This window comes from Lysinibacillus sp. G01H (genome assembly GCF_028872195.1).
GTDB classification, from domain to species: domain Bacteria; phylum Bacillota; class Bacilli; order Bacillales_A; family Planococcaceae; genus Lysinibacillus; species Lysinibacillus capsici.
In genome coordinates this window covers 1,550,057-1,570,094 of record NZ_CP118397.1, presented here as the reverse complement: position 1 = coordinate 1,570,094, position 20,038 = coordinate 1,550,057, and the positions used below count along the sequence as shown (strand labels likewise).

The 20,038-nt window shown below is 37.4% G+C and carries 18 protein-coding genes and 2 riboswitches; of the genes, 6 read left to right on the top strand and 12 right to left on the bottom strand.

Annotation, left to right across the window (positions count from 1 at the left end):
• Positions 1 to 2: 2 nt before the first annotated feature.
• Positions 3 to 590, bottom strand: a complete 588-nt coding sequence (locus PSR12_RS07610; RefSeq protein WP_004232802.1) for an NAD(P)H-dependent oxidoreductase — start codon at positions 588 to 590, stop codon at positions 3 to 5.
• A 121-nt stretch (positions 591 to 711) separates the two neighbouring features.
• On the opposite strand from PSR12_RS07610, the gene PSR12_RS07605 reads away from it, so the two are divergent.
• Both PSR12_RS07605 and PSR12_RS07600 read left to right on the top strand, forming a co-directional pair.
• Complete coding sequence (locus PSR12_RS07605; RefSeq protein WP_221680665.1) at positions 712 to 1,149, top strand: MarR family winged helix-turn-helix transcriptional regulator; 438 nt, start codon at positions 712 to 714, stop codon at positions 1,147 to 1,149.
• 425 nt (positions 1,150 to 1,574) lie between these two features.
• Entirely contained in the window at positions 1,575 to 2,381 is an 807-nt protein-coding gene (locus tag PSR12_RS07600) for a YqcI/YcgG family protein (RefSeq protein WP_257521748.1), read from the top strand.
• Here the strand turns inward: PSR12_RS07600 and PSR12_RS07595 are convergent.
• The 4 genes from PSR12_RS07595 to PSR12_RS07580 all read right to left on the bottom strand — a co-directional run bounded on the left by PSR12_RS07595 (position 2,328) and on the right by PSR12_RS07580 (position 6,331).
• Positions 2,328 to 3,641, bottom strand: a complete 1,314-nt coding sequence (locus tag PSR12_RS07595) for an amino acid permease (protein WP_274772421.1) — start codon at positions 3,639 to 3,641, stop codon at positions 2,328 to 2,330. The genes PSR12_RS07600 and PSR12_RS07595 overlap by 54 nt on opposite strands.
• 16 nt (positions 3,642 to 3,657) lie before the next feature.
• Entirely contained in the window at positions 3,658 to 4,593 is a 936-nt protein-coding gene (locus PSR12_RS07590; protein ID WP_274772419.1) for an arginine deiminase family protein, read from the bottom strand.
• Positions 4,594 to 5,065: 472 nt separating this feature from the next.
• The gene (splB, locus tag PSR12_RS07585) at positions 5,066 to 6,094 is read right to left on the bottom strand and encodes a spore photoproduct lyase (RefSeq protein ID WP_274772417.1); all 1,029 of its coding nucleotides are present in this window, start codon (positions 6,092 to 6,094) and stop codon (positions 5,066 to 5,068) included.
• A gap of 12 nt (positions 6,095 to 6,106) precedes the next feature.
• On the bottom strand, positions 6,107 to 6,331 hold the full coding sequence (locus PSR12_RS07580; protein WP_274772415.1) for a transcriptional regulator SplA domain-containing protein: 225 nt from the start codon (positions 6,329 to 6,331) through the stop codon (positions 6,107 to 6,109).
• A gap of 419 nt (positions 6,332 to 6,750) precedes the next feature.
• Here PSR12_RS07580 and PSR12_RS07575 point away from each other — a divergent pair, with 419 nt between their 5' ends.
• Entirely contained in the window at positions 6,751 to 9,852 is a 3,102-nt protein-coding gene (locus tag PSR12_RS07575; RefSeq protein WP_274772413.1) for a copper amine oxidase N-terminal domain-containing protein, read from the top strand.
• 119 nt (positions 9,853 to 9,971) lie between these two features.
• On the opposite strand, the gene PSR12_RS07570 is transcribed toward PSR12_RS07575, so the two are convergent.
• The 7 genes from PSR12_RS07570 to ribE form a co-directional block, all read right to left on the bottom strand.
• Complete coding sequence (locus PSR12_RS07570) at positions 9,972 to 10,817, bottom strand: GNAT family N-acetyltransferase (RefSeq protein ID WP_257521744.1); 846 nt, start codon at positions 10,815 to 10,817, stop codon at positions 9,972 to 9,974.
• A gap of 13 nt (positions 10,818 to 10,830) precedes the next feature.
• Positions 10,831 to 11,379 carry a histidine phosphatase family protein gene (locus PSR12_RS07565; RefSeq protein ID WP_257521743.1) on the bottom strand — a complete coding sequence of 183 codons (549 nt, stop codon included), beginning with the start codon at positions 11,377 to 11,379 and terminating at the stop codon, positions 10,831 to 10,833.
• Positions 11,380 to 11,478: 99 nt separating this feature from the next.
• On the bottom strand, positions 11,479 to 12,786 hold the full coding sequence (locus PSR12_RS07560; protein ID WP_274772410.1) for an ATP-binding protein: 1,308 nt from the start codon (positions 12,784 to 12,786) through the stop codon (positions 11,479 to 11,481).
• Between the two features lie 302 nt (positions 12,787 to 13,088).
• Positions 13,089 to 14,534, bottom strand: a complete 1,446-nt coding sequence (locus PSR12_RS07555; RefSeq protein ID WP_274772409.1) for a spore germination protein — start codon at positions 14,532 to 14,534, stop codon at positions 13,089 to 13,091.
• 138 nt (positions 14,535 to 14,672) lie between these two features.
• Entirely contained in the window at positions 14,673 to 15,155 is a 483-nt protein-coding gene (gene ribH / locus PSR12_RS07550; protein WP_274772407.1) for a 6,7-dimethyl-8-ribityllumazine synthase, read from the bottom strand.
• Positions 15,156 to 15,170: 15 nt separating this feature from the next.
• A complete protein-coding gene (ribB, locus tag PSR12_RS07545; protein WP_004232780.1) occupies positions 15,171 to 15,800 on the bottom strand; it encodes a 3,4-dihydroxy-2-butanone-4-phosphate synthase in 630 nt (209 codons plus the stop codon).
• Positions 15,801 to 15,824: 24 nt separating this feature from the next.
• On the bottom strand, positions 15,825 to 16,463 hold the full coding sequence (ribE, locus tag PSR12_RS07540; protein ID WP_004232779.1) for a riboflavin synthase: 639 nt from the start codon (positions 16,461 to 16,463) through the stop codon (positions 15,825 to 15,827).
• Between the two features lie 206 nt (positions 16,464 to 16,669).
• Positions 16,670 to 16,795: riboswitch (FMN riboswitch) on the bottom strand.
• Positions 16,796 to 16,911: 116 nt separating this feature from the next.
• Positions 16,912 to 17,037, bottom strand: a riboswitch (FMN riboswitch).
• 220 nt (positions 17,038 to 17,257) lie between these two features.
• Between ribE and PSR12_RS07535 the strand changes: the two genes are divergently transcribed.
• From PSR12_RS07535 to PSR12_RS07525, 3 genes are all read left to right on the top strand, one after another.
• Entirely contained in the window at positions 17,258 to 18,382 is a 1,125-nt protein-coding gene (locus tag PSR12_RS07535) for a YibE/F family protein (protein ID WP_257521739.1), read from the top strand.
• Positions 18,379 to 19,155, top strand: coding sequence for a YibE/F family protein (locus PSR12_RS07530; RefSeq protein WP_221680652.1), 777 nt, complete (start codon positions 18,379 to 18,381; stop codon positions 19,153 to 19,155). Before PSR12_RS07535 ends, PSR12_RS07530 begins: the two co-directional genes overlap by 4 nt.
• Positions 19,156 to 19,396: 241 nt before the next feature.
• Positions 19,397 to 20,014: an HAD-IA family hydrolase gene (locus PSR12_RS07525; RefSeq protein ID WP_257521737.1), complete on the top strand. Its 618-nt coding sequence runs from the start codon at positions 19,397 to 19,399 to the stop codon at positions 20,012 to 20,014.
• Positions 20,015 to 20,038: the final 24 nt, after the last annotated feature.

Here is a 20,038-nt window from a genome sequence, read left to right as displayed (position 1 = left end):
TTCTAATAAGCTACTTTGCTAAAGTATCGATATACTTTATTTAGTTTTTGCTGTTGCTTCCCCTTTTTACTTTCCATATTACCAAACTCAAAAAACTTCACTTTTTTCATTCCAACAAACTTAAACAACGCCCTTTTCATTAAAATTTTATGTGCATTGTTCAACCATAAAAATGGATAATTGGTTGGCCCCTTCATCGTGGACACACAAACTACAGACTTCCCTTTTAAAAGACCCTCTGGAAATAACCCCTTTGTATCTCGATAAGCAAAATTTGCTGCAAATAATTGGTCGATATACCCTAACAGCATGGCTGGCGGTCTCCCCCACCAGATCGGATAAACAAATACAATTTGATCTGCCCAAGAGAGCTGTTGGCGGTATTTCTCCATTTTCGGATCCCGATACATATCACGACGTCGTTTATGTTCATGGAAAATTAAGCGTGGATCAAACTCTTCTTCATATAAATCGAGTATCTGAATCTCCTCAATGGCAGGGTTCTCACGACACCCCTTTATCACTTCTTGTAAAAAAGCATAATTTAAACTTTTATGGTTGGGGTATGTATAAACAATTAACGTTTTCATTGTGTGCCTCCTCATTACTTATCATTTGATAACAAAATAATAGTTCATTTCATTTTAGTTGTCAAATGATAATTGTTTTAGGACAAGTTATTTGTTATCTTGACAGTAAGAGGTGATCCCATTGAATAAAAGCGCTTTATTTCATCAGTTTGTAGCATTTACAGCAACAGTCCATCAAGTGACACATGATCTCACACAAAATGTTACCGCTGCGAATATCACACCGCTACACTATAAAATTCTTGAATATATTAAAGTAAGCCAACCTGTCACACCAACCGAAATCAGTGAGTGTCAGCATATGTCCTTACCCAACACTAGCCGTGAACTTCGGAAATTGCAGGAACGGCAGCTAATCGAAAAATTTAGTGACACAGCCGATCGTAGAAAACAGTATGTCCGTTTGTCCAAAGAAGGTGAAAAATTGATGGAGGAGGCATTTGTCTGTATAGAAGAACGCTTTTTACAGCTTATTCACCACGCAACACAGGATGATCTAAAGGACATCCAGCATGCTCTAACCATTTTAGAGGAAAAGGTTTTTCATCAAAACGACTAAGACTATACTTCTTTGATCACTATTGGCGTAGCAAGGGACGAGATCTTTTTTTGACTGAATTGCTTTTTTCTTTGGTTTGAAGTGATCATTTTTATTCAAAACCGCTCTTTCTCTGGCTCGGAGTGCTCACTTTTGAACCGCTACCGCTCTTTCTTTGGTTTAAAGTGCTCACTTCTTATTCACAGCCGCTCTTTCCTTGGCTTGTAGCTCTCTCTTTTAAATTGCTCATCTCCTTGCTCGAAGTGATCACTTCTAAACCAAAAACTGCTCATTCTTCTTCATGGAATCATTTTTCTTTTCACGCAAAAAGGTTAGCCATAATTTGACTTGAATCATTAAAAATCTTTAGTGTCACGCACCACAGATTCGTAACCACTTTGTCTTTTCTTTAATAGTATAAAGGTGAGTAGAAGGAGGAGTCTCAAGTGGAAGTAGTAGTATTTGATCGGGAGTGGATTGAAGAACAGTTTGAAACACTTCCATTATGGCAACAGTCGGCCTATACAGATTTTGCTGCCACGATTGCGGATGAAGCGAATACGTTTCCATGTATACCAGCAAGAATGGGCTTTTTATCAAACCATTTGCGCTATAGTTTTATCGGGGATCCACGGGAAGAGCAATCGATTAAAATGTTAGCACAATGCTTAAAGGACTATACGAAAGCATCACGAACTTTCGGGAAGTATACAACTCTTACTGTGTTCTTTCATACCCCTCACGATATGCAAGATAGCTTTGAGGTGGCAGATTATCAGCAGTTATTTTGGTCCATATTAAATAATTTAACCAATTTGGATGAGATGAATTGGCCTGAGGGAATACCAATGGAGCCTACTCACCATGAATGGGAGTTTTGCTTTCATGGTGAACCCTATTTTATCTCTTGTGCAACACCAGCTCATAAATTACGAAAGAGTCGTCATTTTTCCACTTTATTAATGGCCATTCAACCACGTTGGATATTCGATGATATAAACGACACCACAGCCTTTGGGCGAAAAATCAAAAAGCTCATTCGTCAGCGGATTGCAGACTACGACACAGTCCCAGGACATCCAGATTTAAAATGGTATGGGCAAGAAGATAGTTATGAATGGAAACAATACTTCTTAAGTGATGATAACCATAGTCCATCCAAATGTCCTTTTTTAAGGATGTCTCAGGCAAATGGTTCATTACGTAATGTTTTTTTGCCTTTTCACAACAATCCAGGTCGCCACACTGATTAAGACTATAAAGAGCAGGCTCACGTAAAAACCGAGTCTGCTTGTTTTTTCACCTAAAGTTCCAGATACCGTCACAGCAATGAGCAACATCCCCATACCATTCTTTACATGCCCCCACTTTGTTAACTCCATGAGCTTCCAGTAGGTCACTAAAATAAAAAGCCAATTATAGATCAACATTAAACCCGCCGCTGTAATCAAATATTCAAAGATTTTTTCTGGCATCAAAAAACCAATCACAATTGTGATTACTAGTCCACTCGTTAAAAATAAAAGGGCTGGAAAAGGAACTTTCATTTTTCCTTTCTTTGCAAGTACTGCCGGTGCATCATGATCCTCTGCAAGTGTAGTGAGAATGGTGATCACCGCATAAAGCGAGGCCACCATTGTTGAAAAACCAGCAATGATTAGCACACCATTAAATATATCTGCCACATAAGGGATATGGTATCCTTGAAGCGCTGTAATAAAAGGACTTTCATCGATCGAAAAGTCTTTCCACGTAACGAGTGCTAATGCAAGGGCGATGGCCATGATGAAAATAACGGTAATCACGATCAGCATAATTCTCCCCGCTTTTGGCGCCTCTTTTGGATTTTTCAAATCGATGACCATTAAACCCATCACTTCAATTCCTCCGTAGGCATAAAAGGCATAAAGTAATCCGAGCCAAATACCTTTTAGTCCTTGTGAAAAAAATGCTTCATAATTAGCCTGAAGTGAAGCCATTGTAGTAGATGGTGTACCTCTCATGATGATGAACACTGCTACAATAATGAACATAATGATGGCAGCTGCCTTTAAGGCACCGAAGATATTTTGGAAATTTTCAAAGCCCTTCATGCCTGTGAGAATAACAACTAAACCAATAGCAGCATAAATCGAGGCAGCAACCCACAGGGGCAGCGCCGGAAACCAAAATTTCGTAAAAATGCCGAGCGCCATCAGCTGGCTTCCCATGATTAATAGCTCAGAAATTAAGTACACCCAGCCATTGCTAAATCCTGCCCAGCGTCCAAAGGCTTGCTTGGCATAGGTACGAAATGAGCCTTTATCTGGGTTTTCCACAGACATTTTAACAAGTGCATCATACACGATATACGTACAAATGGCTGCTAATAAAAAAGGAATTAATACGGCAGGCCCACTTTTATGAATGGCCATACTTGTCCCAAGAAAAAAGCCAGTGCCCAAAGTACAACCAATACCTAGAAGCGAAAGCTGCCACCAGGCCATACTTCCTTTAGCTGATTTTGAAGTCATTGTTCTCAACCCTTCGTTACGTTCTTACCAATGGCAATGTCATACATCGAATGCCACCACCGCCTTTTTCAAGCTCAGTGACATCAACTTCAAGCAAGTTTTTATTCTTCAGTAGTGGATGCGCCAATAATTGTTGTGGCTTTGCCTGCTTACTTATTATGATTGTTTCTGGATTCAGGTTAATAAAGTTGATGTCTGGAATGGTCTTATACGAGTCAAGCCAGTAAACATCCAAACCATGACGCTTTAAAAATGACTCTACCATATCAAAACGACTGCTTTGAACTGTTAATACCTGAACAGGATAATGGCATACAAAGCTTTTAGCAACAACCAGATTCGCGATTACAACATTACAATTCATATCTAAATGCAGCGTATCATTGCTTTTCGGTAAATCAATTACGGCAATTTCAGAAAACCCCTCCTGAAAAATGCTTTCCTTTAAGCTTTCGATAGCTTCTATCGATGTTCTCATTCCAAGATTAATAAGCACAGCATCTTTATTTAAAATTAACAAATCTCCGCATTCGAAGGAATGAAGCGGTTGCAAATTAGCTTTCCATTGTTGTGGAAACCATTTTTCTAATAGTGAATGTGCAAGAGGGTACTCTGGTTTTCTAAGTGAGCTTCCAGCATTTCCAAGTAAAAGTCGATTCCCAATGACACAGGCTAGGTCACGCACAAAATAACGATTAAGCAGCTGTTCACTTAATAGCTGCTGATCATGGGCTAGTTCCCTTGCATAATCAAGTACATGTACCCCTGCGTTTTCGAATGTTGTCTTGAATGCCATGAAATTATCCATTGCCTTCTGATGGTTGACTGCATCACTCCAACCAACCTGCTCTGCTATTGTTAAATCCGTTACATCTACGACGGAAGGTGCACAAAGCATCACCACTTTCAGTTCTCCATGTTCTGACCAACAATTTAGTTGAAATGAATCCATTCAAGTATTCTCTCCTTCTTCACAACAATCTCTGTTAGCGTTACCATTGACTTTAAGATTATACAAGGACCATAATCAAGAAAATTTCCCCAATTAAATGTAGGTATTAAACAATCGTTTTACCTGGTTTGGTGGTCTATTACTGTAAAAAAGATAGAAGGGAGGATGGGGACTTCCTGGTAGTTTGCTGAAATTAGGCAAGGGCTTAAAGAATACTGTTAAAAGGACTAGCCATTACGAATTTACAGTTACTAGGTGGTTTTTCACGTACTAATTGTTACCTTAAAGTCAATTGTACGCCGTTACCGCATTCTTCTATACAAGAGATGGACTCGGTCATTTAGTGATTGATTACAATGAATCAGAGATACAGCAATATTTATCTCTTCTCCATTTACCAAACGATTTAAAAGACCATCGATATATCGCATAATTAATTTAGAGAGAAAACAAGCCGTTCTCTCTCTAATTGTCATGTAAAATATTCTAATTTTGCTTGAGGGAAAAACTTCTGCATGTAACCATACAGATGCTCTTTTATATCTTCCTCTTCCTCTTTTTGATAGATATATTTACCAATGCCGTATTTACCCCATTTATATCGTCTTACCGTCTCGTCGAGCTCTAGCTTTGACATTGGATAATTTTTTTCAATCACTCGTTTTGCAGGTTTTGTAAAGCGATGTTGAATAAATTCAAAGGTGATGTCATCGCGCACATCCTTTGGCAATTCAGCATCCAATCGCTCAAACATATGATAATAGCCCTCCTGCCAGCCATCATGAAGATAGATTGGGGCAACAATAAATCCGAGTGGGTATCCAGCTCTTGCCACTTTCCCCGCTGCCTCAATGCGCTTTTCCAATGGTGATGTACCTGGCTCAAAGTGCTTAATCACATAATCAGCATTGACACTAAAACGAAACCTTGTACGACCATTATGCTTGGCATCTAATAAATGATCCACATGATGGAATTTCGTTACAAATCGTAACTGACCTAGCTCACTTTGTCCAAAATGCTCAATGGCTCGCTTTAAGGTATGTGTAAGATGATCAATTCCTACAATATCAGACGTACAGGATGCCTCAAAGCGAGTGATGTCAGGTGCTCGTTCAGCCATATAGTGATCGGCCTGTTCTAGGATTTCATCGACATTGACATACGTCCGAATATAAGGTTTGCTGCCCATAGTTGTTTGTAAATAGCAATAATGACAATGTCCCATACAGCCAGTCGCAAATGGGATGGCATATTCCGCTGAGGGCTTAGATGTATCAAACTTTAATGTTTTTCGAATACCCACTACTAAGGTCGATTTTGCTACCCGATACTTTTGAAAATCATTGTCTCCAGGAAGGTTTCTCACTTGATTATGCGAAGTGGTATAGCGTATTTCAATTCCCATCTGCTCAAACTTCTCTTTTAGCTCCTGACCTAATGGATACTGGAGGGCATCTGGCTCAAAATAAACAAGCTGAGGGGTAAATGGCTTCATCATGTGAGTCCTCCCTTAATGAAAATACTGGTGATAGGCCTGTTCAGCTGCCATCTCGCTTGCAAAAATTACCATATCATTTGTGATTGGATAATAGGTTTCAAATAAAAATAGAGCTAGCTCCTCTGTTTTTTCTGGATGATAAACGACTGCCGCTTCCTGTATATTCGTTACATCTTGAATATGTGGATTGCGGTAAAAAATATAAACAATATCACCTACATCAAATGGTTGTTGCATCTCTTCACCTTCCTCTGCCTTTCCATTAGTTTGGTGAAAGTGTACAAAAAATATGTCATAAAAAATTTAGTTGGTAAAATCCAATATATTTTGGGTTATTTTTTAATAAAACAGCAAGCTAGTGATGGTATAAACAATTATGAGCAAGAAAATTGCCACTGCCTAAGCATTGTAACGTCGTCCTTCAATTTAACCTGCTTTATTCAACTCTCCTGCGTTGAATAGTGGGACGATATCCACTCAAAATCCCCTAACTCTTTTCAGTCCAGTTATAAGGAAAATAAGCCAGAAAAAGTATCAATACTGTGTGATGGTTAAATTTTCTTCAAAAGGTAAAAGGGTGAAACTTTTATGCTGCTCATACGTTAAATTAGGTGTCATGCTAAGTCAATCAAATGGCATGCAGAAGGGTGGAATTTATGAAAAAAATATGGACTTTACTTTTTGCTGCGATACTTATTGTACCGTTATTATTGCAGCCGGCAACCGCACAAGCGGCAAAAGCCATCACAATTAATGTGGATGGGGTTCAATTAAAAACCGATCAGCCACCAGCGATGATTCAAGGACGTGTTATGTTGCCACTTAGAGCGATCTTTGAAGCATTGAATGCAAGCGTAAATTGGGACCAAAAGACTCAAACAGTCACAGGGATAAAAGGTGATACAACGGTAGTTCTCAAGATTAAATCAAAGACAGCTACTATTAATAACCAGACAGTAACGCTTGATGTACCAGCACAGGTATTAAAAGGTAGAACAATGGTGCCAGTACGCTTCGTCAGTGAAGCACTTGGTCAGGATGTTGATTGGAACTCGGAAAAGCAGCAAGTATCTATTAAAACTGACAAAGACATTCCAAGTAATAATAGTATTGCTCCAGTGAGCAATGTGTCAGTTCGAGATGTCAATGATCAGGGAGATGGGCGTGATCTTGAGGTTAACTTCACTAAATCGTCTACAGAATCATACGTAGATCATTATCGGGTTATGGTTGTGAAGGCTTCTAAAAGTTTTAATGTTTCATCAGCTCTGAAAGTCTCCTCTTCTAATTATTCGGTGGTATCGACTTCAAATTCGAATCGTGCCGTAACTTTATCGCAAAGCTCACGAGATGTGGACGGAGACTACATAAAAAATGATCAGTCTTATGTGGTTTATATACTTGCCATTGGCAAAGGTTCTTATTCTAGCGTATTATCAACTTCTTCACCGAAGATTACACTAACAAACATGTCTACTGTTACCGCGGTAACAAATGTGAAGATTAGCGATATTAATGATTTTGGCGATGGACGTGATGTCTCAGTTAGCTTTACTCGTCCACAAAATGATAGCAATACTTCCAATTACCGTGTGTTTATAGTAAAGACCAAGGATGCTAACAATTTTAGTCTTACCACTGCAAATAATTTATCCAGCAATTATTATACAACAGTGGACAAATCGGGAAGCAACGGCAGTACGTTGATAGCAACACTGTCCTCCTCAACACGAGATACTTCAGGTGACTTTATAAAGCATAACGAATCCTACACAGCGTTCGTTATGTCTGTAAGTAATACGAATTCGGGCATGAATAAACTCTCGCCTGCTTCATTATCAGTAACGCTTACTGTATCTACTCCGACTATTACACAAGTAGATGATGTTAATGATTTTGGTGATGGACGCGATTTGAGAGTTAGCTTCAACAAAGTGTCTGATGAATCTAATGTTAACTCTTACCGAATTTTTGTTGTAAGAGCTAACAACTATACGAACTTCACATTGACTAAAGCCAACAGTTTATCTAACACTTATTACACACAAGTGAACAAAACAGGCAACAATATTACTCAGGTACTCTCTGCAGGGGCAAAAGATACTGACGGTTATGCCATTCAAAATGGCGTTAGCTATCGTGTATTTATTATGGCAGTAACTAATAACTCTGCAAATAATGTGCTATCTTCATCCTCCAATATGATTTCGCTGCTTAGCAACAATGTGGGTGCAGTGTCGAATATTATTGCCAGCGATGTGAGCGATTATGGTAACGGTCGCGACCTCTTTGTGTCATTCAATAAAGCTGTTGATGAGACACCTATTAATCACTATCGAATTATGGTGGTACCAACAGCAAATTACAATAGTTTTAGTCTGACGGATGCTAATAGCATATCCAGCAGCAATTACACGACTATTAACAAAACTGGGAAATCCACATATGAGCAAGCGTTATCTGAAAATACTCGGGATGTACGCGGAAATTCTATTAAAGAAGGTACGAACTACCGTATCTATGTATTGACGGTTGCCAATGGAAATACCATAGGAAACAATGCGCTAACTGCCGCAACATCTACGATTACACTAACTAAAAACTTCACTGTGCAAGCTGTAACTAATCTAAATGTTGCAGATATAGATGATAAAGGGGATGGCCGTGATGTGCAAGTAACATTCACGAAGCCTACGGATGAATCGAATGTTAATCATTATCGGATTCTAATGGTACCAACTGCATATTACAGTAGCTTTAATCTTTCACAAGCCAATAGTAGCTCTTATTACATCACAGAAGGCAAAGGTGGAAATTTAGTAGCAAATAGAACCTTGGATGGGATTAGGGATGTACGAGGTAATTTTATTACAGAAGGAACTAGCTATCGCGTCTATGTACTGACTGTTGCAAATGGTAATTCTTCAAATGCCTATGCACTGTCCTCTCCTTCATCTGTGATTACAATTAGTAAAAGCAAAGCTGTTCAGGCAGTAAGCAATATTAATGTAAGCGATGTTGGTGATTATGGAGATGGTCGAGATCTACAGATATCGTTTACAAAACCTTCTGATGAATCAAATATAGATAGCTACCGTATTCTAGTTGTACCCGCATCAAAGGCAAATGACTTTGATCTGAACACAGCTATTAGAGCAACTAATTATACAGGTTGGGGTAAAGGCCAGTATAGTATGAAATTGGGAGCTACTAGTAAAGATACAGACGGTAGACTTATAACGAATGGCGAAGAATATCGCGTATATATATTGTCTGTAGGCAGTGGGAATTCTAAGGAAATGTATAGCTTATCCTACCCATCTTCCTACATTGCTTTGGAAGACCTTTCAGCCTCTGGATCAGTGGAGAAAGTGACACTTAGTATTTTGAATAAGGGATATAAATATAACGATATAAACATTAGCTTTGATGTCAAAAATAGTCAAAGCGTAACGGAGTATAGAGTGTTTATGTTACCTAAGGATAAAGCAGATAGTTTCAAATTGGAGGATGCTATTAAAAGTACACATAGTACTAGAATTTTTCCGAATAGCCTTCCCAACGTTAGCCAAGCGCTAAGCACACCTTTAGATGCATTTGGTAATCAACTTGATTCATCTACAGAATATGTTGCTAAGGTTCTGATTTTGGCGAAAGGAACTTATTCGCTATCAAACACATCCAATAATTCAGTGCAACTCCAGAAATCTCCTGATAATATCAATAATGAGGCGGCCCAAGACCCTCAAATTAATTAATTGGTCCATTATTTTTTATAGCAGGTACTCCCTATGGCGTATACATCACCATAGGGAGTACTTTCTTGTTTTGTAATAATGGATTACTTTTTATGGCTCGTATACTGAACGACAACTTCCTATAGTTCCTTTGTCATCTGTACCTGCTCTGTTGTCACCTTTAATCCTTGCTTCAATAAATAGCTCGTTGCTGGATTGCTCGCTAAGAAATTCACTGTCGTCAAATGGACTTTATCTGTTGTAATACTTGCTAAAAACTGCGGGAGTAAATCTACATTACTATCTTCTAGTATTACCAATTGGTAAAGTAGAATACGTTCCACCTCACCACATTCATTCCACAAGGTTTTGTATAGCATATAGCCCAGTGGTTCATTGCTATCATTATAAAACACCCTTGCTTCTCCCTGCTTTACGCTCTGCCAGCTACACTGCCATGGAACATTTTCCTGATAGAAAGATCGATGTGCTAGCTGCTCTGGGCGAATGGCCTCTATTTGAAGGGCTACTGTAGGTATCGCCTTCGCTTCATACTCGCCGCTTAAAAATAGTAATTGATTGGCAACCACATAGCCATATTTTTTATACAAAGCAATGGCTACTTGATTTTCCTTAATCGCTTCTAACGTGCCCAATTCAACATTTTCTCTCTTATAGATAGCTAGGGTTTCCTCCATTAGTAGGCGCGAGACTCCCTTACCACGATACGCTGGAGAAATACCAGTCCCCCCATTCCAAGCTGTTTTTTGGCCATCGATGGTACGAAAGCCATTCACCACAATGGCAATTGGTTCCTCTTGATCAAAAACGACGATAGAATGCTCAGGAGATAGCCCCTCCCCCACTAGTCGCTGTAAAAACATTTCTGCTGTCATATTAATTTCAATAAAATAACCTTCAAAGCCTTTGTTCCATGCTTTCAATACTTCATCTAATGTGCATTGTGCAACTGTTTTAATCTTCATACTCTCCCTCTTTTCAAATGGAATCTAATGCTGCTAAATTTTCTAAGGTTAGTTTTTTCACAATCTCATAACCTTGTCCTTGACCTTTAGGCTTTATGACAACCGTCCCCATATTCGAAATGATACCCAGCCCCACATCTCTTGGAAAGCTATGACCAATAATTATGTTGTTTATGCCCTCGGGTGGGATGATTTCCAGCATTGTTGTAGAAATCGTTAATATACTGCTTTGCACTACTGTAGGAAGACTGCCACCTAGCATAAAGATTTCAAACAAGAAGGGGTCAATTTGGATATTGCTGTTTGGAAATGCCAAACGTGCTGTTTCAATGGTCCGACAAAAAGGACTGGTAGTGATGGTGGAAAGGATGGGAATTTGCCAATAGCGTAGCATTTGACCATAATAAATTGCCTCCCTACGACCTTGATCTGATAAATTCCGTTGATTTTGACAACTTTGAAATGTACTATATGCTTGATCTACACCAATAGTTGCTGTCCCGTGTCTTGCATATAAAGTGAGCCCACCCCTTCTCAATAACGCTAGGAGACCCTTTTCCATTTTCTTCATCTCCTTCATCATATCACTTTCTACTTTGTAATGTATGTGCTATACATAGAAAAAACTCCCCACAACTTTTTGTAGGAAGCTTTTTTTCTGTTATTTTATTGGAATTCTGACAATAGCAGTCGTTTCTAAATGTTTTGATGAATCAATTGAAATATGACCATTATATTTAGTGATAATTTCTTTGACAATAAATAAGCCTTGTCCTCTTAGTCTACCATTCTCATGTTTTTTCGTTGAAAATCCTTGTTTAAATATTTGATCAGGATTCGCAATATTTGGCCCTGTATTGGTAATTTTAAATTCATACTGTGATTCATCTGCAGTACAGCAAATCTTAATTTTACGTTGTTCCTCAGGTAATTCAACAGCAGCATCAATCGCATTATCAATTAAATTGGATAGAATCTTGATTAAATCTGTCGTTTTAATCCTATTAAAGTCATTTTGAGAAATCGTAAAATCCATATCAATATGATGATTTTGAGCCGTTAATTTCTTCGTTTGCAATAAGATGGACAAACCTGGATGATCAATATTTAATTTTAATGACTTAATCGCTTGAACTTCTTTCGATAGTGAGGATAAATATTGTTTCGCCTGATCTGTTTTTTCTAATTGTAATAAACCATGTAACACTTGAATATGGTTTGTAAAATCATGACGTAGGGACGACACCGAAGTAATCAATGTTTTGATTTCTGCTAGATACGTGTCTTCTGTAGCGCCAACTTCCTTCGCCACCTCTTTTTGATACCATCTTTGTAAAAATAAAAAAGAACCGATGACAATTAAAATAAGTACACCATTAAAAATAAAATTAAATAGGTTGTCTTCAATGACTTTACCCTTAATACCATTTAGCGTATCTGCACTAATGTCAATGCCTAAATACCCGATAATTGTTCCATTATCATCTTTGATGGGTGCACCAACAGATAAATAAGACCCATGTTCAGAATCATGAATTACCTCTGTAACATAGGTTTCACCATTATAGGCCTTTTCTACATGCTTTGCAGGAACAGTACAAACTACTCCAATACCGAAGCCCTCTTTCATTTCTTTTGGCATGCCTGTAATCATGGCTATAGATACTTCAGGATTATCCACCTTTAAAGTGTAAACAAATAGTGCACCTAATTTTATCCTAGCATCGTTTAAATAATTTCTTACTTTCCAATAATAATCATTTTCCTGTGGATTATTTAAAAATCGCTGATAGGCATCCGTATCAATGGATGCAGCAATAGAATGGGCTGCCTCTAAACTTTGATTGGCAATCGACTCTTCAACGGTCTTTTTTATTTTTACATAGGATGTAAAGACGTTTAAACTTGTAAACAAACATAATAAAATCGTTGATAGAATTAATATTAGTTTTATTTTTCTATTTTTCATAAAAAACGGTACTTCCTCATCTATAAATATTCTAGAATATTATTATATTATAATTAACTCTATTTTTTTGTTTGTAAAGCAAACATTGCTTGTATATCCTACATAAATTAAAACACAAAATCAATTTTTATTTTATTCATACCCAAAATTACACACTGTAACAAATAGTTTAATAATCCCTGACAAGAAAGTAAACTAAAAAGGTAAGCAATAATGTTTTATGTCTCATTTCCTAATTTAAATGGAAAATTAAAAGACTAACAAAAAGATCAGGTATCCACTATACCTGATCTTTAATAAAATTACTTATTTTTTTTTTCTGAAGTACGTGTTCGACCCTGGGGCTTTAAAAAGGCAGGCCGTTTACTATAGCCCTTGGGAGAGAGTCGTAATAATGACTTACCAACATCCCCTTTTTCAAAATCTGCACTAAAGTTTACATACGGTACTCCTAAGACTTTCATATTTGTAGTATACAAAAGGATGAAAAACACGGCTATAAAAAAACCAAATAAACCAAAAAACGCCGAAGCCATAATAATGATTAATCGAAAAATACTCATAGCCGTTACAAACGATTGATTGACCAATGTAAATGCAGCGATACTGGAAATGGCAATTACAACAATCATTGAGGGGCTTGTAACACCTGCTTTAATAGCAGCATCTCCAATAATTAGCCCCCCTACCACACTAACTGAGCCACTGACTGCACTTGGAAGACGTAAGTTGGCTTCACGAAACAATTCAAACATAAATAGCATCATTAAAATTTCTAGAATAGTTGGAAAAGGCAATCCCGTTCTCGATTCGACAACTGTTGCAAGTAGTAGAAATGGAAGCTGTTCTTGATGATAAGTTGTCAATGCAAGCCAAAAACCTGGCAGCAGCATACTTATTAATATCCCGACAATTCTGAGTAATCGTTCCATCGAGCTAACAATGATTGGGTACTCATTATCCTCTGCCGATTTAAAGAGCAACATAATATTCGTAGGTGTAATTATAGCATAGGACACACCATCAATCATTAAGAGTATTCTTCCTCTAATTAACGCCTGCATTGCAAAATCAGGTCTACCTGTATAATCATGTCTTGGAAGAATTGTCGCTGTCTTTTCAACTGTTTCCATTAATAAGTCACCATTGATAACAATATCCGTATCAATTTTTTGTAATTGAAGTCGAATTTGTTCCAGCATATCTAAATTTACGATGTCTTCCATATATAAAATGGCTACGGTTGTTTTAGAACGCTTGCCAATTTCTAATGTCTCTACACTAAAAGAATTAGTGGGTAATCGTTTTCTTAATAAAGCAATATTAATAAAAACGTCTTCAATAAAGTCATCTCTAGGTCCCTTTACTACTAGTTCTAATGTTGTTTCCCCTGGCTCTCGATTGGGTCTTTTTGAAATATCACTAGAATAAAGTAATTGATTTTCTTCAAAATACAATAAGACATGTCCTTTATAGACCCTAGTTACCGCATCCTCTTTCGATAAAATCTTTTGTAAATAGGGAATGTGTAAATGCTGTTCGATTTCTTCCTCTAGCATGTCCTCAGTGACATTGCTTAACAAAGATTGAACACGTTGAACAACCACAGTTTGAAGAATTTGCTCATTGACCATTGCATCACAAGTTATCAAATGTACTGTATATTGCTGAAAATTATATTGTTGGAAAATCACATCAGCAGAGCGTTGAAATAGTGATTTCAACATTTTCAAATTAATTTGTTCCATTGATGAAATACTTCTCATCTCCTACTGAGCCAGCTCAAGATTAGTACATTTATGAAAACAATCACATTCAATAAATACACTTAAGCATATTTTTCCCATGGTTGTTCAAAATATTCAAAGAAACAAATGTTGTGACGACTATTTAAATTGTCCTGAACTAATCATTTTCTTTAGATTTGCCATCTCAATTGCAGACATTGCCGCATCATAGCCTTTATTACCAGATTTCGTTCCTGCACGTTCAATTGCCTGTTCAATATTTTCGGTAGTAACAATTCCAAAAATAACAGGTACATTCGTTGACAATGACACATTGGCAATGCCTTTTGCAGATTCATTACAAACATAGTCATAGTGTGTTGTAGAGCCACGAATAACAGTACCTAAACCAATAATGGCATCATATTTCTTTGTTTCTGCCAGTTGTTTTGCCATAAAAGGAACTTCAAAAGCCCCTGGTACCCATGCAACATCAATAAATGCAGGATCAACCCCATGACGAGTTAAACCATCCATTGCCCCATCCAATAATTTGCTAGTAATGAACTCATTAAAACGACCCACTACTACTGCAATTTTCAAATCCGTTCCAATTAATTGTGCTTCAAATGTTTGACCCATTGTTTTTTCTCCTTTTTACATAGAAATTTTAGATTTATTAGTGGATAATTGTTTACGATATGCAACCAATGCTTCTATCGATATCATTTTTAAGCCATGATGTGCAGCGAACTTTGTCAGTTCTTCAAACCGAAGCATGTGCCCATCATCCCCCATAATTTCGCAAATAACACCTGCTGGTACACTATCACAAAGCTTCGCTAGATCAATCGTCGCCTCTGTGTGCCCTCTCCGTTGCAGCACTCCTTGCTCTTTCGCAATCAACGGAAAAATATGGCCTGGTCGACGAAAATCAGTCGGCTTAGCTTGCTTTTCTATCATCCTTTGTATCGTTAGCGCACGCTCAAAGGCGCTAATCCCTGTCGTTGTTTCTACATGGTCGATGCTTATCGTAAATGCGGTTTGATGGTTATCCGTATTGTGCTGAACCATTGGATATAAATCTAGCTTTTGTGCAAGCTGCTGCGAAATCGGCGTACAAATTAAACCTCTACCATTGGTTGCCATAAAGTTGATTGTTGCTGGTGTGATGAATTCAGCGAGTGCCAGAAGATCTCCTTCATTTTCTCGATCCTCATCATCAACCACCACAATCATATTGCCGTGCCTTAAATCCTCTATGGCTTCTTCAATTGAATGTAGCACGATGATCAACTCCTATTCTATGATTTAAAAACCATGTTGTGCTAAATAATCTCTTGTAATAGCTGGCGTTGTTTGCCCTTTTTTTAATTGCCCTATAATGTATTTTCCGACTAAATCGGTTTCGATATTAACGATTGCTCCAACCCTCTTCAAACCTAAAACGGTTTCTTTGTAAGTATGAGGAATGAGCGAAATCGTGACACTATTGGCTTCAACATGAAAAAGGGTTAAGCTTGTGCCATCAATTGTTATGGAACCCTTTGGAATACAAAAGTTGGTTAGTTCCTCAGACATTTCGATATCAATATAAACGGCGTTTGCCACTGGACGTTTTCGCAAAATTTTGCCGACTCCATCAACATGACCAGCAACAAAATGACCTCCAAATCGTCCATTAGCAGGCATGGCCCGCTCCAAATTAACAGAATCACCTATTGCCAGCTGCTGTAAATTTGTTGCTTTGACTGTTTCAGGCATAACATCCATCGTAAGCTGCTGTTGTGTGAAATGTGTCACCGTTAAACAAACTCCATTGACCGCTATACTGTCACCAAGCTTGACATCCTCCGTTATCTTGGCTGATTGAATCGTAATTTTCATACTGTTCCGATCGCTTTGCACGGCTTTTATGATACCAATATCCTCTACAAGTCCAGTAAACATTCCATCACCTACTCTACTTTATTAGCACTTCTATTCTTTACTTTTAAAGTTGATCCACCTGTTTTTGTGCCTTATCCTTATCCTTCTCCCTTCTCTCGTTAACAATATAAAAATAAAAACCCCTTTACATCAAAGGGGTTTTGGGAGTATAAGACATCAACAAATAAGCCTATTTGAAAACAATTTTTTCATAGACTGTTATCTCATTCGTTCTTCTCCCATCCAGACTATCACTGTCGGTTTTGGATTTGCACCAAATCAGCTTGCGCTCACGGACTTTGAATTGCTTCATCACCGCCGATTGGGAATTTCACCCTACCCCGAAGAACATCTTCTATTCGATTGTAGCTAAATAAAAAAACTTCCCACAAGGTGATTGGGAAGTTTTGTAATAAATGCATAGTCAAATAAACCTTCTAAATTAGAATCAATTTAAAAAGTTCGCATTTTTACCCTTCTCCCATCCAGACTGTAACTGTCGGTTTTGGATTTGCACCAAATCAGCTTGCGCTCACGGACTTTGAATTGCTTCATCACCGCCGATCGGGAATTTCACCCTACCCCGAAGAATATTTTTATTTAGCTAGTCTTACGATAACACTATTTTATTATATTATCCATCCTTCTTTTTAAATTTTTTTGGAAGCATAAATTTTAAACAGCTCTGACGAGACTTAAAAAATGTAAAAGATGTTATTAAAATGATGACATTTAACCTGTTAATGGAACTTCTTAATCAAAAAAACGTTCCTTTACAAGTGACTATTCAGTCTAGCCGTTTGGAGGTCATTTACTTGACATTTTTAAAAAATATACCTTTTAAACAAGCTATTTGCTATGCCCTATTAGCATTCTGTTGTGGGGTTTCGATTGTTTTCGTACATCATAATGAACAATTTTATGATCGACCGATAGCGAAAATAACGCAAGTGGATGTAACAAAATCAGAACCAATGACAGACATGTATGAAAATAGGGATTTTTTATTTACACAGGAAATTATGGCCATTATCAAAAATGGTCAGCATAAGGGGCAATCCATTCATTTGACGAATGACTATTCTTCGTCTGGTGCTTTTGATCAAGAATACCATGTAGGCAATGAAATCTTTGTCACGCTAGATGATCGCACAGCACAATCAGTTTTAACAGGAACCATTGTCGATTTAAAACGTGATCAAACCATGGTAATGATTGCATGGATTTTTATTTTTGCCCTACTTATTATAGGTAAAAGACAAGGCTTATTTTCTATCATTAGCCTGGTGGTCAATGCTGTGATTTTATCATTCGCATTAGATCTTTATGTGAAGCATGGGGGCGTAAGCCTATTAGTAGTCAGCGGCATTTGTGCGGTGCTATTTACAATTATCTCGCTACTACTTATTAGTGGATTAAATACAAAAACATATGTAGCCATCGTGTCCACACTTTTAGGCACTATTCTAGCGCTTATCATAAGCTCTATTGTAATGTGGTTGACAGGTGAAAATGGTCTTCGTTATGAAGAAATGCAATTTTTAACGCGTCCCTATCGTACCGTCTTTATGGCAGGTTTATTTATTGGCTCACTCGGGGCAGTAATGGATGTTTCTATTACAATGGCTTCCTCGATTTTTGCTTTATACGAGCAAGATCCTACGATCCCTGTCAAAGCACTTAAATCTTCGGGACATGAAATCGGTAAAGATATCATGGGTACTATTACAAGTATTTTATTCTTTGCCTACCTTTGCGGCTCCATACCTATGATTATTCTCTATTTAAAAAATTCTTCCACATTAGGGCTTACATTGTCCTTAAATCTTTCTTTAGAATTAGCCCGTGCCTTAGCAGGGGGTATTGGTGTTGTCCTTACGATTCCTATTAGTCTGTATACCGCTATATTTTTCATTAATCGAAAGAGGGTTCGAGAATGAATGTTGTCGTCTTATTAGCAGTTATATTGTGCGTGTTAATGGTTCTAGTCGGCGGTAGACAGGGGATACGCTCATTTCTTTCTTTATTCCTAAACTTTGGTGTACTCTTTGTCACCATTTTTTTAATGACAAACCCTAAAAATAGCCCTATCATCTTGACGTTTATTGCCTGTACGATCATTAGCTGTATTAGCCTTTTCTATATCAATAAAACAAATAGTAAAACCATTACAGCCTTTATCTCGACGATGGTGACGATAGTTGTGTTACTACTCTTTATTACCTTTGTAACGGAAAAGTCGATGATCCAAGGGTTTGGCGAAGAATCAACTGAAGAAATCAGCATCTTTTCTCTCTACATTGGTGTTAATTTTGTGCAGATTGGTGCATCAGTCATCATTATGAGTACGATAGGTGCCATTATGGATGTAGCTATTTCTATCGCTACCTCCATGCATGAGATTTTTTATCGTAATCCTTCGATTAGTAGAAAAAAACTATTTGCAGCTGGCTTAAGTATAGGAAGAGATATATTAGGAACCGATACCAATACGTTATTTTTTGCTTTCTTTGGTGGCTATTTAAGCTTGTTAATCTGGTTCAAGGACCTCTCCTATTCGATTGGAGAAATTGTTAACTCCAAAGTTTTTAGTGCAGAAATGACAACCATTTTTTGTGCAGGTATCGGCATTGCACTGATTATTCCGATTGCCTCCTGCATCAATGCCTATTATTTAATTCGTACACGCGAAAAAGCAGAAAAACTTTTATAAAAATTACCAGCACCTATCATAAAACAAAATAATGCCGAGGTGTCTCAATGGACTTTTGAGACACCTCTTTTTGTTGTAGCATTTCCATTGCAATCGCCTCATTTTCTGATAATATTTACCATAAGATGTTTACGTACGCTCAAAATGGTTGTTATTTCAGGATTACTAGATCGCCCATTCCATGTAACATTTTTTAGCATAGAACGTCAATACAACGAGATGAAAAAGGAGAAAGTTTGCAATGAAGCATATTATCTTTGATTTTGATGGGACGCTGGCAGATTCTACTGCTGTGTTTGCATCAGCATGGAATACTTTAGCCCAAAAATATAAATTTAAAGGCATTGAATTGAAGGAAATTGATACATTAAAAAAATTATCAATTTCAGAACGCAGTAAATTATTCGACTTTCCAATGTATAAGTTGCCTATGATTTTACCGCAATTTTATAAATTGTATCGCCAATCATTAAATGATGTTCATCTGTTCGAGGGAATGAAGGAAGTATTAATAGAGATTGATAAAAGAGGCTATAAAATCCTGATTATTTCCTCAAACTCTAAAGAGAATATTTTAGAATTTCTTAAAATGAACGGTATTCATTGTGTAGCAGATGTACTTTGCTCCAACCGCATTTTTGGTAAGGACAAAGTAATGAAAAAGTTTTTAAAGGAAGCGAATGTTGACTCATCTGACGTCGTATATATTGGAGACGAGCAAAGGGATATTGTTGCGTGTAAGAAAGCCGGAGTACCAATTATTTGGGTGGAATGGGGCTATGATGCCAAAGAGGTTGTGCAAAATGAAGAACCTGAATACAGTGTCACAACACCACAGGAAATTTTAGAGATCATTTAATCATGAAAAAGGATAATAGCACTT